This is a genomic window from Enterobacter sp. V87_3 (assembly GCF_029967835.1).
Classification (GTDB): Bacteria; Pseudomonadota; Gammaproteobacteria; order Enterobacterales; family Enterobacteriaceae; genus Enterobacter; species Enterobacter cancerogenus.
Window position 1 is genome coordinate 64642 of the sequence record NZ_JASCAM010000030.1, and the last position, 13997, is coordinate 78638.

The 13997-nt window shown below is 62.4% G+C and carries 11 protein-coding genes; 6 read left to right on the forward strand and 5 right to left on the reverse strand.

What is annotated here, in order from left to right; translation table 11 throughout:
- The 3 genes from sitB to QLG21_RS18685 are packed head-to-tail and all read left to right on the forward strand — an operon-like array spanning window position 1 to window position 2494.
- Window positions 1-804, forward strand: a complete 804-nt coding sequence (gene sitB, locus QLG21_RS18675) for an iron/manganese ABC transporter ATP-binding protein SitB (RefSeq protein WP_282484966.1) — start codon at window positions 1-3, stop codon at window positions 802-804.
- Window positions 801-1658, forward strand: a complete 858-nt coding sequence (gene sitC, locus QLG21_RS18680; RefSeq protein ID WP_006177065.1) for an iron/manganese ABC transporter permease subunit SitC — start codon at window positions 801-803, stop codon at window positions 1656-1658. The genes sitB and sitC overlap by 4 nt, the downstream gene beginning before the upstream one ends.
- A complete protein-coding gene (locus QLG21_RS18685) occupies window positions 1655-2494 on the forward strand; it encodes a metal ABC transporter permease (RefSeq protein WP_006177066.1) in 840 nt (279 codons plus the stop codon). The genes sitC and QLG21_RS18685 overlap by 4 nt, the downstream gene beginning before the upstream one ends.
- On the opposite strand, the gene entD is transcribed toward QLG21_RS18685, so the two are convergent.
- On the reverse strand, window positions 2457-3125 hold the full coding sequence (gene entD, locus QLG21_RS18690; RefSeq protein ID WP_137849117.1) for an enterobactin synthase subunit EntD: 669 nt from the start codon (window positions 3123-3125) through the stop codon (window positions 2457-2459). The genes QLG21_RS18685 and entD overlap by 38 nt on opposite strands.
- Window positions 3126-3278: 153 nt before the next feature.
- On the reverse strand, window positions 3279-5528 hold the full coding sequence (locus tag QLG21_RS18695; RefSeq protein ID WP_282484967.1) for a TonB-dependent siderophore receptor: 2250 nt from the start codon (window positions 5526-5528) through the stop codon (window positions 3279-3281).
- A 250-nt stretch (window positions 5529-5778) separates the two neighbouring features.
- Between QLG21_RS18695 and fes the strand changes: the two genes are divergently transcribed.
- From fes to entF, 3 genes are read left to right on the forward strand one after another with little or no spacing between them, the layout of a single operon-like run.
- Window positions 5779-6981 (forward strand): enterochelin esterase, encoded by a 1203-nt coding sequence (gene fes / locus QLG21_RS18700; RefSeq protein ID WP_282484968.1) that lies wholly within the window; start codon window positions 5779-5781, stop codon window positions 6979-6981.
- A 10-nt stretch (window positions 6982-6991) separates the two neighbouring features.
- A complete protein-coding gene (locus QLG21_RS18705) occupies window positions 6992-7204 on the forward strand; it encodes an MbtH family NRPS accessory protein (RefSeq protein ID WP_153688792.1) in 213 nt (70 codons plus the stop codon).
- Complete coding sequence (gene entF, locus QLG21_RS18710; protein WP_282484969.1) at window positions 7201-11058, forward strand: enterobactin non-ribosomal peptide synthetase EntF; 3858 nt, start codon at window positions 7201-7203, stop codon at window positions 11056-11058. Before QLG21_RS18705 ends, entF begins: the two co-directional genes overlap by 4 nt.
- 82 nt (window positions 11059-11140) lie before the next feature.
- Here entF and fepC read toward each other — a convergent pair whose 3' ends face one another.
- The 3 genes from fepC to fepD are packed head-to-tail and all read right to left on the reverse strand — an operon-like array spanning window position 11141 to window position 13925.
- On the reverse strand, window positions 11141-11935 hold the full coding sequence (gene fepC, locus QLG21_RS18715) for an iron-enterobactin ABC transporter ATP-binding protein (protein WP_006177072.1): 795 nt from the start codon (window positions 11933-11935) through the stop codon (window positions 11141-11143).
- Entirely contained in the window at window positions 11932-12921 is a 990-nt protein-coding gene (gene fepG / locus QLG21_RS18720) for an iron-enterobactin ABC transporter permease (protein ID WP_088207914.1), read from the reverse strand. Before fepG ends, fepC begins: the two co-directional genes overlap by 4 nt.
- Window positions 12921-13925 (reverse strand): Fe(3+)-siderophore ABC transporter permease, encoded by a 1005-nt coding sequence (gene fepD, locus QLG21_RS18725; RefSeq protein ID WP_282484970.1) that lies wholly within the window; start codon window positions 13923-13925, stop codon window positions 12921-12923. The genes fepG and fepD overlap by 1 nt, the downstream gene beginning before the upstream one ends.
- Between the last annotated feature and the right edge of the window lie 72 nt (window positions 13926-13997).

A 13997-nucleotide genomic window follows, 5' to 3' on the forward strand; every position in this document is an offset into this window, starting at 1 on the left:
ATGCACGAGGGGATTGTCGTAAAGGACGTGACCGTCACCTACCGCAACGGCCATACTGCGCTGCGCGAAGCGTCGTTCAGCGTACCGGGCGGGTCGATTGCCGCCCTGGTCGGGGTGAACGGGTCCGGTAAATCGACGCTGTTTAAGGCGGTGATGGGCTTTGTGCGCGCGTCGGGTACGATTTCCATTCTCGGGATGCCGCCCTCGCGGGCGCTGCGCAAGAATCTGGTGGCCTATGTTCCGCAATCCGAGGAGGTCGACTGGTCATTTCCGGTGCTGGTTGAGGATGTGGTGATGATGGGGCGCTACGGCCACATGGGGTTTATGCGCCGTCCTAAAGAGAACGACCGGCGCATCGTGGCGCAGGCGCTGGAGCGTGTCGATATGCTCGATCTGCGCCACCGGCAGATTGGTGAGCTGTCCGGCGGGCAGAAGAAACGTATCTTCCTGGCGCGCGCCATCGCCCAGCAGGGGGAGGTGATCCTGCTCGACGAGCCGTTTACCGGCGTGGACGTCAAAACCGAAGCTAAAATCATCGACCTGCTCCGCGAACTTCGCGACGAGGGCAAAACCCTGCTGGTGTCGACCCACAACCTGGGATCCGTGACCGAATTCTGCGATTACACGGTGATGGTCAAAGGCACCGTGCTGGCGAGCGGTCCGACGGAAACCACCTTCACCGCAGAGAACCTTGAGCGCGCGTTTAGCGGCGTGCTGCGCCACGTGGTATTGAGCGGCTCGGAGGAGCGCATCATCACTGATGACGAGCGGCCCTTCGTCACGCACCGTCGGGAGGGAGCATGAACGCGCTACTGGAACCGTTTGGCTATGAGTACATGCTCAACGCGATGTGGGTCTCGGCGATGGTGGGCGGGCTGTGCGCGTTTCTCTCGTGCTACCTGATGCTCAAAGGCTGGTCGCTGATCGGCGATGCGCTGTCGCACTCGATTGTACCGGGCGTTGCGGGAGCGTATATGCTCGGGCTGCCGTTTTCGCTCGGGGCGTTTTTATCCGGCGGGCTGGCGGCGGGCAGTATGCTGTTTCTTAATCAGCGCAGCCGCCTGAAAGAGGATGCGATAATTGGCCTGATCTTCTCCTCCTTCTTCGGGCTGGGGCTGTTTATGGTGTCACTGAACCCCACCTCCGTGAACATCCAGACTATCGTGCTGGGCAATATCCTCGCCATCGCGCCGGAAGATATCCTCCAGCTGTCGATCATCGGCGTGGTATCGATGCTGGTCCTGCTGTTCAAATGGAAGGATCTGATGGTCACCTTTTTCGATGAGAACCACGCGCGGGCGATCGGCCTGCGTCCGGAGCGGCTGAAGATTTTATTCTTCACGCTGCTGGCGGTCTCGACGGTGGCGGCGCTGCAAACCGTCGGCGCATTCCTGGTTATCTGCCTGGTGGTGACCCCCGGCGCGACGGCGTGGCTGCTCACGGACCGTTTCCCGCGCCTGCTGATGATTGCGGTTGCCATCGGGAGTATCACCAGCTTCCTCGGCGCGTGGGCGAGCTATTATCTCGACGGCGCGACCGGCGGCATTATCGTGGTGGCGCAGACCCTGCTGTTTCTGCTGGCGTTTGTCTTCGCGCCGAAGCACGGCGTACTGGCTAACCGCCGACGGGCGCGTGCGGCGCTGGAGGTGCAGCCATGATGACCCTGTTACTGGAACCCTTCCAGTTTGCGTTCATGAACAACGCATTGCTGATTTCGCTGATGGTCGCCGTTCCCTGCGCGCTGCTATCGGTGTTCCTGGTGCTGAAGGGCTGGGCGCTGATGGGAGATGCCATGAGCCACGCGGTCTTCCCCGGCGTGGTGCTGGCGTGGATGGCCGGTCTGCCGCTGGCGGTCGGGGCTTTTGTCGCCGGGCTGTTCTGCGCGGTGGCAACGGGTTATCTCAAGGACAACAGCCGCATCAAGCAGGACACCGTGATGGGCATCGTCTTTTCCGGTATGTTCGCCGCCGGGCTGATTTTGTACATAGCCGTGAAGCCGGAAGTGCACCTCGACCATATTCTGTTTGGCGATATGCTGGGCATTAACGGGGCGGACATGCTGCAAAGCGGCATCGTCGCCGCGCTCATCGCGCTGGTTATCGGCGTGAAGTGGCGGGAGTTTCTGCTGTTTTGCTTTGATTATCAGCAGGCGCAGGCCAGCGGATTACGCACGCGCTGGCTGCACTACGGCTTGCTGTGCATGGTTTCGCTGACCATTGTCGCCACGCTGAAAGCGGTGGGGATCATCCTGTCGATTTCACTGCTGATTGCCCCGGGGGCGATTGCGGTGCTGCTCACCCGACGCTTCCACGTCGCGCTGCTGGTGGCGGTGGCGGTCTCCGGGCTGGTGTCGGTCTGCGGGGTATATCTCTCGTTCTTTCTCGACAGCGCGCCCGCGCCGACCATCGTGGTGCTGTTCGCGCTGGTGTTTATTGTTACCTTTGCGGCAACCAGCGTTAGCGCGAAGCGGCGGGAACGGGCGGGAGCAGTGTGATCAGCGTGTTGCCGTCGCGCAGCCAGTACAGCGTGAAGGCATCATCCTGCGCAAACCCCGCCAGCGGGCGGGTCAGCGCCAGCGTCAGGCTCGTCTCGTCGAGCGCCGTGACGCGAGCGCTGTCAAAGCCCATCATCGCGTGAACCTGTGAAAACAGCGCCTTAAAGAGGCTCTCTTTGGCGCTAAACGCCAGCGTCAGCGCCTGCGCAAACGGCAGGGCGGCGTGGCGCAGCAACGCGTCCTCGGCGGGACTCACTATCCCGTCTTTGATCTCCTCCGCTTCGTCATCCGCGAGGATGATTTCCCCGTCGATACCCGTTAGCCCGCTTTGCGTGACAACGGCCAGCGCCCGCGTGGCCGTATGGCTGATGCTGCCCGTCACGCCGACAGGCCACAGCGGCTCCCCGCTGCTGCCGATAGCCGGTATGGATGTGATGCCGTAGTCCCGCAGGGCATGGGCGGCGGCGAGGCGGCCGGCCAGGTGTTCGGCTTTCCGTTTGGGCGCGGCGTGAGCCAGCGTATCGTGATGGGGGAGCCAGAGAAGATCGGCGTCGGTGACGGTTGCAGGGTTGAAGATGATTTGATGGACCGCGTGTCCGGCAAGACGAAATGTGGAGTGGGTGGTGCGCATGTTTTGTCCTGACGTTGTGGAGTTGTGCGGCCTGATGCCCTCACCCCGACCCTCTCCCACGGGGAGAGGGAGAAAAACGAAAACCCGCTCGTTCGAACAAAGGTGAGGGGGAAAATTAAAAACGGCAACCGAAGTTGCCGTTTTGCGTTCACCTTAGAAGTGCGTATTCACGCTCATGTACCAGGTTCGGCCTGGTTCATTATACGTATAGGCGCCTGCACCGTACATATACGCCCCGGTGGTGGTGTTGCCGGTAGTCTGGGCATTCCCCGCGCGCCACTGGCGCTTGTCGAACACGTTATCCACGCCGCCGGTCAGGCTGACGTTTTTGGTCACGTCCCAGGTCGCGCTCAGGCCAACAATGCTGTACGGGCTGACTTCGTCTTTCTCAGACCCGGTAACCGGCTGGCCTTTGTAGTTGTACTTCTTCGGCTGCTGCTTGCCGTACCAGGTGAAGGTCGACTGCAGGGAGACGTCCTGACGCACCTGCCAGCTCAGCGTAGAGTTCAGCGTGTACTCCGGGATAATCGACAGACGGTCGCCGGTCTCTTTGTTCTTACTCTGCAGCATGTAGGTAATGTTGTTGGTCCAGTTGATCGTGTCGCTGACCGGCACGTTCAGGGAGCCTTCAAGACCTTCTACCACCGCTTTCGGCACGTTTTCCCACTGATAGATATCGGTGGTCACTTTGCTGGTGGATGTCTGGCCGATTGGTGCATAGCCCGCTTCAATCTTGTCGCGGTAGTCGTTGCGGAACCAGGTCACACCGGCCAGCCAGCCGTCGTGTTTCCACTCAAGGCCAATCTCTTTGTTGATGCTGGTCTCGGCTTTCAGATCGTCGTTACCCATCATGTAGCAGCCCACGCCGTCGGAGCTTGCGTAGCAGCCCTGGCCTTTACTGTACAGCAGGTAGTTCGGGTTGGTCTGATACAGGCTCGGGGCTTTATAGGCGCGCGCGATACCCATCTTCAGGGTGAAGTCGTCGCCCAGACCTTGCGACAGGTTCAGGGACGGGCTCCAGTTGTTGCCAACGATGGTGTGATGGTCGAAGCGCAGCGCCGGGGTCAGCATGGTGCTGTCGGTCAGCTCCATGTTGTTCTCGGCAAACAGCGAGAAGATCTCCGCCGAGGAGTACGGGCTGCGATCGTCGCTCATGCCGGGAATGGTGCCGCCCTGCTGGGCCTGCGTATTAGAGGTCGAGTCCTTCATACGCTGCTGGTTCCACTCGGTGCCGAGCGTCAGGTTCTGGTTAACGAGGAAATCAATTGGCAGGTTGATCTCACTGTGCAGCATCACGTCGGCCAGGTCGGTGTCGGTGAATTTATTGCTGTTGAACAGACCTTCAAGGCCGCCCGCCAGGCCTTCGCCCAGACGCGAGTTGCGGGTGTGCTCGTACTGCGCCCAGTTGCTGGTGGTAATGCCGTTATCCCAGCCGCCGTTCCAGGTCACCGCGAAGTTCTGGCGATAAATACGGTTAGTCTCTTTACCGTAGTTTTTCTTCACCAGGCCGCTTGAGCTGTTGTCGTTGTTGGTGTTCTGGGTGTCGCCGGCGTAAAGGTTGTTCTGGCGGCTGTAGCCCGCCTCAAACTCCAGGGACTGCATAGGCGCAAAGTCCCAGCGCACCACGCCGTTGATGTCTTTGTTCTCGACCCCTTCACGGCCTGCCGGCAGCGTGTCGGCGTAGGCACCGGTACGGTCGGACTGATGGCCCTGGTTAATGTCCCATGCATCGGCCTGGGTTTTATCGAGGTTACCAAACATGCGGAAGCTGAAGTCGCCGCCCAGTGGGCCGCTCAGGCTGAAGTTGGTGCGCTTGGTAGACCCTTCGTCCTTGTGTTCCGGGGCGTTCAGGTAGGTGTTCCAGGAGCCATGCCACTGGTCATCGAATTTTTTGGTGATGATGTTCACCACGCCGCCTGCCGCACCGTTACCGTAGCGGGCTGCAGCCGGGCCGCGGATCACTTCGATACGTTCGATCATCTCTGGCGGCACCCAGCCGGTGTCACCGCGGGTATCGCGCTCGCCGCGCCAGCCGAGTCGGATCGAGTTGCGGCTGGTAACGGGCTTGCCGTCGATCAGGATCAGGGTGTTTTCCGGCCCCATGCCGCGAATGTCAATCTGACGGTTGTTGCCGCGCTGGCCGCTGGTAGAGTTACCGGTCAGGTTGACGCCCGGCATGGTGCGGATGATTTCGGCGACGTCGCGAGCGGGCGGGTTTTTACGGATTTCATCAGCCGTGATGGTTGATACGCCGGGTGCCTGCAGGTTCTGCTCTGCGGCGGTGATCACCATCGTGTCTTCGTGCTGCGCGCTGGCGGCGGTGTCGTCAGCCAGCGCAGGCATCGCGACGCCGTAAATCCCTAAGTTGACCAGCAAGGCCAGGGAGTGAATCTTCTTATTCATTGTACGTCCTGCTTTTCGCGCCGCATCCCCTGGTCTCCGTTCCCGAAAGGGAGAGGAGGCGGCATGTTGTCACCCGCCATTGCGTAAGCAGCCCTGTCCTCGAGCGCACACAATTCGTGGCATGATTAATTTATGAGCGCGCTTCCCACAGCGCGGGCACTACGCTATTGCAAATGCAAATAGTTATCAATAATATTATCAATAATTTTTGTCTTACAACAAAAAATGACTCGTTAAACATGAGGTTATAGTGACGGCGTTAACAACGGGAAGTGAAGCCTGGTGGAAGTCGAAAACCGGGCCGGAGTGGGTTCGCGACGGTGAGAGGTATCGCGTCACGTTCTGGTGGCGCGATCCGGCGGGCACGCAGGCCACATCGGTGACGCAGCGCGTCTGGCTCTATATCACTGGCGTCACCGATCACCATCAAAATGCTCGTCCGCAGTCTCTCGAACGCCTTCCCGATACTGATGTCTGGCAGTGGCAGGGCGATTTCAGCCCCGAATGGCGCGGCAGCTACTGTTTTATCCCTTCTGATAACGAACACGATTTTGCCGATGCGGTGTTTGCAGGCGAACAGCCGGACCGCATGGCGCTGCGTGAAGGCTGGCGCAAGCTCCTCCCGCACGCGGTATCCGACCCGCTGAACCCGCAGAGCTGGCGCGGCGGGCGCGGTCACGCCGTCTCGGCGCTCGAAATGCCCGAGGCCCCGCTACAGCCGGGCTGGAACCATTCTGAAACGCCTTACACCCAGCCTGTTTGTATCGAATGGAACAGCGCGCGGCTGGGCAACCGCCGCCGCGTCTGGATTTTTACCACCGGTGACGCCAGCCCCGAACGCCCGCTGGCGGTGCTGCTCGACGGCCAGTTCTGGGCCGAAAGTATGCCCGTATGGCCTGCGCTGACGGCGCTTACCGCGGCACGCCAGCTGCCGCCTGCGGTTTACGTGCTGATCGACGTCATCGATACCGCGCACCGCAGCTGCGAACTGCCCTGCAACCCTGCGTTCTGGCTGGCCGTGCAGGAAGAGCTTCTCCCGCAGGTGAAAGCCATGACGCCCTTCAGCGACCGTGCCGATCGTACCCTGGTGGCGGGGCAGAGCTTCGGCGGGCTGTCCTCCCTTTATGCGGGCCTGAACTGGCCGCAGCGGTTTGGCTGCGTGCTCAGCCAGTCCGGCTCCTTCTGGTGGCCGCACCGTGGCGCGCAGCAGGACGGGCTGCTTATCGAACAACTCAAAGCGGGGGAAAAAACCGCACACGGGCTGCGCATTGTCCTTGAGGCCGGGCGCAACGAGCCGCTTATCTTCCGCGCTAATCAGGCGATTTACGCCGAACTACAACACACACAGCAACCGGTTATCTGGCGTCAGGTTGACGGCGGACACGATGCGCTTTGCTGGCGCGGTGGGCTGACGCAGGGGCTCATGACCCTCTGGCAGCCGCTTATTCACTAACGGAGTCTGTATGGAATTCAGCAATCCTTTCGATAATCCGCAGGGACAGTTCGCCATTTTGCGTAACGACCAGGCGCAGTACAGCCTGTGGCCGCAGCAGTGCGATCTGCCCGCAGGCTGGCACGTGGTCTGCGAGCCGCAGTCTCAGGAAGCGTGCCAGCAGTGGCTGGCCGAACACTGGCAAACCCTTGTGCCGTCTCATTTTGCGAAGGAGAGCGTATGAACCGTCTTCCTCTCGTCGCCGCTCAGCCGGGCATCTGGATGGCAGAGCAGCTCTCCTCCCTGCCAAACGCCTGGAGCGTGGCGCACTACACCGAGCTTAAGGGCGACATCGACGCGCCGCTGCTGGCAAAAGCCATTGTCGAGGGCATGATGCAGGCCGATACCCTGCGCACGCGTTTCACCGAAGATAACGGCGAAGTGTGGCAATGGGTTGATGAATCGATGATTTTAGCTGCACCGTCCGTAGTGCGCGTCGGTTCGCATGACGAAGCCGTGGCGCTGATGGAGGCCGACCTTCAGCAAAACCTGCGCGTGGACGGCGGCCAGCCGCTGGCGTTTCATCAGCTGATTCAGGTAGGCGAGGGGCACTGGTACTGGTATCAGCGCTATCACCACTTAGTGGTGGATGGCTTCAGTTTCCCGGCCATTACCCGCCAGATCGCCGCGATTTATAGTGCCTGGAAAAACGGTGAAGCTGCGCCAGCCTCGCCGTTCACGCCGTTTGCTGAGGTGGTGGAAGAGTATCAGCGCTATCGCGACAGCGACGCGTATCAGCGCGACGGTGCCTTCTGGGCCGAACAGCGCAGGCAGCTGCCGTCTCCGGTCTCGCTTTCCGCCGCGCCGTTGCCGGGCCGGGCGGCCACCACCGATATTCTGCGACTGAAAATGGATGCTGACCGCCACGCGTTTAGCCAGCTTGCGCAGGCTGCAGGGCAGGTGCAGCGTACCGATCTGGCGCTTGCGCTGGTGGCCCTGTGGCTGGGCCGCCTGACCGGGCGACTGGACTACGCCGCCGGGTTTATCTTTATGCGCCGCATGGGCTCTGCTGCGCTTACCGCCACCGGGCCGGTGCTCAACGTGCTGCCGCTGGCGGTAAATATCGATCCGCAGGCGCGCCTGCCGGAGCTGGCGCTGCGCCTGGCGAACCAGTTAAAAAAAATGCGCCGTCATCAGCGCTACGACGCCGAGCAGATCGTCCGCGACGCCGGGCGTGCGGCGGGAGACGAGGCGCTGTTTGGCCCGGTATTGAACGTCAAGGTGTTCGATTACCAGCTGAATATCGACGGCGTGGAGGCCACCACCCACACGCTGGCGACCGGCCCGGTTAACGACCTTGAACTGGCGCTGTTCCCGGACGAGCAAGGGGGGCTGAGCATTGAAATCCTCGCCAATAAACAGCGCTACGATGAGGCGACGCTTAAGCGCCACGTCGCGCGTCTGAACGCGATGCTGGCCCAGTTTGCGGCCAATCCGGACCTGCGCTGCGGTGAGGTCGAGACCGTTTCGGAGCCAGAGTACGCACAGCTCGCGCGCATCAACGACACCGGGCATCACGTACCGGCAACCACGCTGGCAGCGCTGGTCGCGGAGCAGGCGAGCAACATGCCAGACGCCCCTGCGCTGGCGGATGCGCACGTTGAACTGAGCTATCGCCAGATGCGCGAGCAGGTCGTCGCGCTGGCGAAACTGCTGCGTGAACGCGGCGTGAAGCCCGGCGACAGCGTGGCGGTGGCGCTGCCGCGCTCGGTGTTCCTGACCCTGGCGCTGCACGGCATCGTCGAAGCAGGCGCCGCATGGCTGCCGCTCGATACCGGCTACCCGGACGATCGCCTGCGGATGATGCTGGAGGACGCGAAGCCGTCGCTGCTGATTACCACCGACGAGCAGCTGGCGCGCTTTAGCGATCTGCCCATCGCCTCCTTTAGTTACAACACACTATTGCCGGGCACGGATGTTGAACCTCTGCGGCTGGCGACGCCGGAGCAGACCGCGTACATCATCTTTACCTCCGGTTCGACAGGCCGCCCGAAAGGGGTGATGGTGGGGCATACCGCCATCGTTAACCGCCTGATGTGGATGCAGGATCACTACCCGCTGACCGCGCGCGACGTGGTGGCGCAAAAAACGCCGTGCAGCTTTGACGTATCGGTGTGGGAGTTCTGGTGGCCGTTTATCGCCGGAGCGAAGCTGGTGATGGCCGAGCCGGACGCGCACCGCGATCCGCAGGCGATGCAGCGCTTTTTCGCGCGCTACGGCGTGACCACCACCCACTTTGTGCCGTCGATGCTGGCGGCGTTTGTCGCCTCGCTGACCCCGGAAAACGCTGGCTGCTGTAAAACGCTCGATAAGGTGTTCTGCAGCGGCGAAGCGTTGCCAGCCGGGCTGTGCCGTGAGTGGGAGCAGCTTACCCACGCGCCGCTGCATAACCTCTATGGCCCCACGGAAGCGGCGGTGGACGTGAGCTGGTATCCGGCGTTTGGCCCGGAACTGGCGGCGGTCGAGGGCAACAGCGTGCCGATTGGCTTCCCGGTCTGGAACACCGGGCTGCGTATTCTGGATGCGATGATGCGCCCGGTGCCGTTTGGCGTGGCGGGCGATCTCTATCTTACCGGCATCCAGCTGGCGCAGGGCTATCTTGGCCGCCCGGACCTCACCGCCAGCCGCTTTATTGCCGACCCGTTTGCCCCCGGCGAGCGGATGTACCGCACTGGTGACGTCGCCCGCTGGCTGGAGAACGGCGCGGTGGAATATCTGGGGCGTAGCGACGACCAGCTGAAAATTCGCGGGCAGCGTATTGAGCTGGGCGAAATCGACCGCGCGATGCTGTCGCTGCCGGACGTAGCGCAGGCCGTAGCGCACGCCTGCGTGATCAACCTGGCGGCGGCCACGGGCGGCGATGCCCGTCAGCTGGTGGGCTACGTCGTCTCTGAATCCGGCCTGCCGCTGGATCGCGATGCGCTGCTGGCAGCGTTGAAAGCGCAACTGCCGCCGCACATGGTGCCGGTGGTGCTGCTGCAAATCAGCGCGCTGCCGTTAAGCGCCAACGGCAAGCTGGATCGCAAGGCGCTGCCGCTGCCGGATCTGACCCGTACCACCTCTGGCCGTGCACCCGAAACGGCAACCGAAATCGCCGTTGCCGAGGCGTTCTCTGCGCTGCTGGGCTGCGAGGTGAACGATATCGAGGCCGATTTCTTTGCCCTCGGCGGACACTCGCTGCTGGCAATGCGCCTGGCGGCACAGCTGAGCCGCACGTGTGAACGCAAGGTCACGCCGGGGCAGATCATGGTCGCCTCGACGGTCGGCAAGCTCAGCGAGCTCTTGGGATTGCAGATGAGCGACGAGCAGGCGCAGCGTCTGGGGTATGAAACCCTGCTGCCGCTGCGCGAAAGCGACGGTCCGACGCTGTTCTGCTTCCATCCGGCGTCCGGTTTTGCCTGGCAGTTCAGCGTGCTGGCGCGCTATCTCAGCCCACGCTGGTCGATTATCGGCATTCAGTCCCCGCGCCCGAACGGGCCGATGCAGCAGTGTGCGGATCTGGACGGCGTAATTGAACATCATCTGAAGACGTTGCGTAAGCAGCAGCCGCACGGGCCGTACTACCTGTTTGGCTACTCGCTGGGCGGCACGCTGGCGCAGGGCATTGCCGCGCGCCTTAGCGAGCAAGGTGAAACGGTGGCGTTCCTCGGCCTGCTCGATACCTGGCCGCCGGAAACCCAGAACTGGGCGGAGAAAGAGGCCAACGGACTGGATCCGGAAGTGCTGGCCGAAATCGAGCGCGAGCGCCAGGCGTTTATTGCCGCGCAGCAGGGGCAAGGCTCCAGCGAGCTGTTTACCGCCATTGAAGGCAATTACGCCGATGCGGTGCGGCTGCTCACCACGGCGCACAGCTCGCGGTTTGATGGCAAAGCGACGCTGTTTGTCGCCGAGCGCACGCGAACGATGGATCCGCAGGTCGCCTGGGCACCGTGGGTGGGTGGGCTGGAGGTCTACAGTCAGGATTGCGCCCACGTGGATATCATTTCACCGCAGGCGTTTGAGGGGATTGGACCGGTGTTGAAGGGGATATTGGGGTAGAGCATATGCCCGGTGGCGCTGTGCTTACCGGGCCTACGGGGGCAAAATGTAGGCCGGGTAAGGCAAAGCCGCCACCCGGCGTTTACCGCCGACCCAGCGGCACCACCAGCGGCGTACCCGCCACCGGATCCTCAATAATCATGCAGCGCATGCCGTAGATCCGCGCGATCAGATCCGGCGTGACAATCTCTTTCGGCGCGCCCTGCGCCACGATCTCGCCATCGCGCAGCGCAATCAGGTGCGTGGCGTAGCGGCATGCCTGATTCAGGTCGTGCAGCACCGCCGCCAGGGTATAACCCTGCGTGCGATTCAGGTCGCTCAACAGCTCCAGCAGGTCAATCTGATGGCTGATATCCAGCCACGTCGTCGGCTCGTCCAGCAGCATGATCGACGTCTCCTGCGCGAGGACCATCGCAATCCACGCGCGCTGGCGCTGGCCGCCGGAGAGGGTATCCACGCTCTGCTGAGCAAGATCGGTGATGCCCGTTGCGCGCATGGCCCGGTTGACCGCGTCGTCATCCTCTTTGCGCCAGCGGGTGAACAGCGGCTGGTGCGGGTAACGCCCGCGCGAGACCAGCTCCTGCACCGTGATGTCGCCCGGCGTCGTCGCGTTTTGTGCCAGCAGCCCAATACGTCTGGCCACTTCTTTGCTGGCGAAACGCTGGATCTGCTCCCCGTCGAGGAACACGCTGCCCGCCACCGGCGTCATCAGGCGGCTGAGGGTGCGCAGCAGGGTCGATTTACCGCAGCCGTTGGGGCCGATAATCGCCGTAAAGTGGCCGTCCGGAATGGCGACGGTCAGGTCCCGGGCAACGATCTTTTTGCCATAGCCGAGGGTTAAATTTTCGCCGCGCAAGCGGGGGGTTGAGTCTGTCATTTCTTGCGTGACTCCTGAACGAGCAAGACGATGAGGTAAATCCCGCCAAGGCTGACGGTCACTACCCCCACCGGAAGTTGATACGGCATAAACAGCTGCTGGGCGCAGAGATCGGCGGCCAGCAGCAAAAGCGATCCGCACAGCGCTGCCTGGGTTAAGCCCCAGCGCGCGGTGCCGCTGACGCGCCGCGCAATGTGCGGGGCCACCAGTGCGATAAACGAAATCGGCCCGGCGATGGCGGTGGCGGCGGCGGTGAGCAACACGGCGACCAGCATCAGCAGCAGGCGTGAGCGCTCGACGCCCACCCCGAGTGCGCTCGCGGTGTCGTCGCCCATCTCCAGCAGGCGCATACGCCGCACCAGCAGCAGCGCGCCGATGAACATCAGTAAAATCAGCGGCGCGGCGGGCCAGACTTTGCCCCACGTCAGGCCGTTAAGCGAACCGGCGTACCACAGCCCGGCGGAGACCGCGGTCTCCAGCGAGGCCTGTAACAGCAGCCAGGTGTTGAACGCCATCAGCATGGCGCGAATGCCGATGCCGATGATGATCAGCCGGAAGGTGTCGATGCCGTTGCGCCAGGCCAGCGCCCAGATAAGCAGCGAGGTTAAAATCCCCCCGGCCATTGCCGTAAAGGTGATGGCCGTCAGGTGCTGACCAAACAGCACCATCGCCACCAGCACGCCGCTCCACGCCCCGGTATTAAGGCCCATCACGTCCGGGCTGCCAAGGGGGTTGCGCATCAGCGACTGGAAAATCGCGCCGCTGACTCCGAGCGCCGCGCCGACGAGGATCGCCATCGCTACTCGCGGCAGTCGCCACTCCGTGACCACCATCGTGATATTCCGTGGCGCACTGCCGAACAGGGCATGTAAGACCTGAGTGAAATCGAGCGTCACCGCGCCGCTGCGCAGGCTCCAGGCCGCAAGCAGCACGATGGCGACCGCCAGCAGAGACACGCTGACCGTTAAACGACGGGACGGGGCCATCATGCGCCACCTCCGCGCCTGCGGCGGACAAGGAATATCAGCACCGGCGCGCCGATAAAGGCGCTCACCACCGAAACGCGCACTTCGCCGGGCACCAGTACGCGCCCCAGAATATCGGCGAACAGCAACAGGGCCGGGGTTGCCAGCAGGGTGACGGGCAACGACCAGCGGTGATCGGCCCCCACCAGCCAGCGCGCCATGTGCGGCATCATCAGGCCGATAAAGGCAATCGGGCCCACCACCGCCGTGGCGCTACCGCACAGGACGGTAATCGCCAGTAAGCCGATTAACTGCGTGCGCGCCACGCGGTTGCCAAGCGCGGTCGCGGTGTCGCTGCCAAGGCTCAGGCTGTTCAGCGCCCGGCTTAAAAACAGCGCCACGGCGGCGGCAATGATCACCGGGATCACCACCACGCTGAGTGTTTCGAGGGTGCGGATATCCAGCGAACCAGCCTGCCAGAAGCGTAATTGATCGTAGACGTCGGGGTTAAGCAGGGCGATGCCGTTAGATAACCCTTCCAGCACCGCCGCCAGCGCCACGCCTGCAAGGGTTAAACGCACCGGGCTGAGCTGGCCGCCGCCCTGGCTGCCGGTAAAGGCGACCACCAGCGAGGCCGCCAGTGCGCCGCAAAAGGCCATCACCAGCTGTTCTGACGGTGAAGTGAAGCCGAACAGCGCCGCGCCAAGCACGATGGCAAAGCTGGCACCGGAGTTCACGCCGAGAATACCGGGGTCGGCTAATGGATTACGGGTAAGGGTTTGCATCAGGGCACCGGCAAGGCCGAGGGCGCCGCCCGCCAATAGTCCGGCAAGGGTGCGGGGTAAACGGGCATCAAGCACGATAATGCAGTCGGCGCTCTGACAGCTGCCGGACAGCGCATCAACAATCACCGACGCGGGAAGCGGCTTCGCGCCGACCAGCAGGCTGAGTGCCATCGCGAGGAGTAACAGCAGCAATAAAACGGGCACGGCAATGGCGCGCACCGCAGAAGAGGAAAACGACATAGCAACATCCATGATTTGATAATGATAGTAATTATCGTTATCTATCTTATTTGGCTATGTTAGCATGTGCCG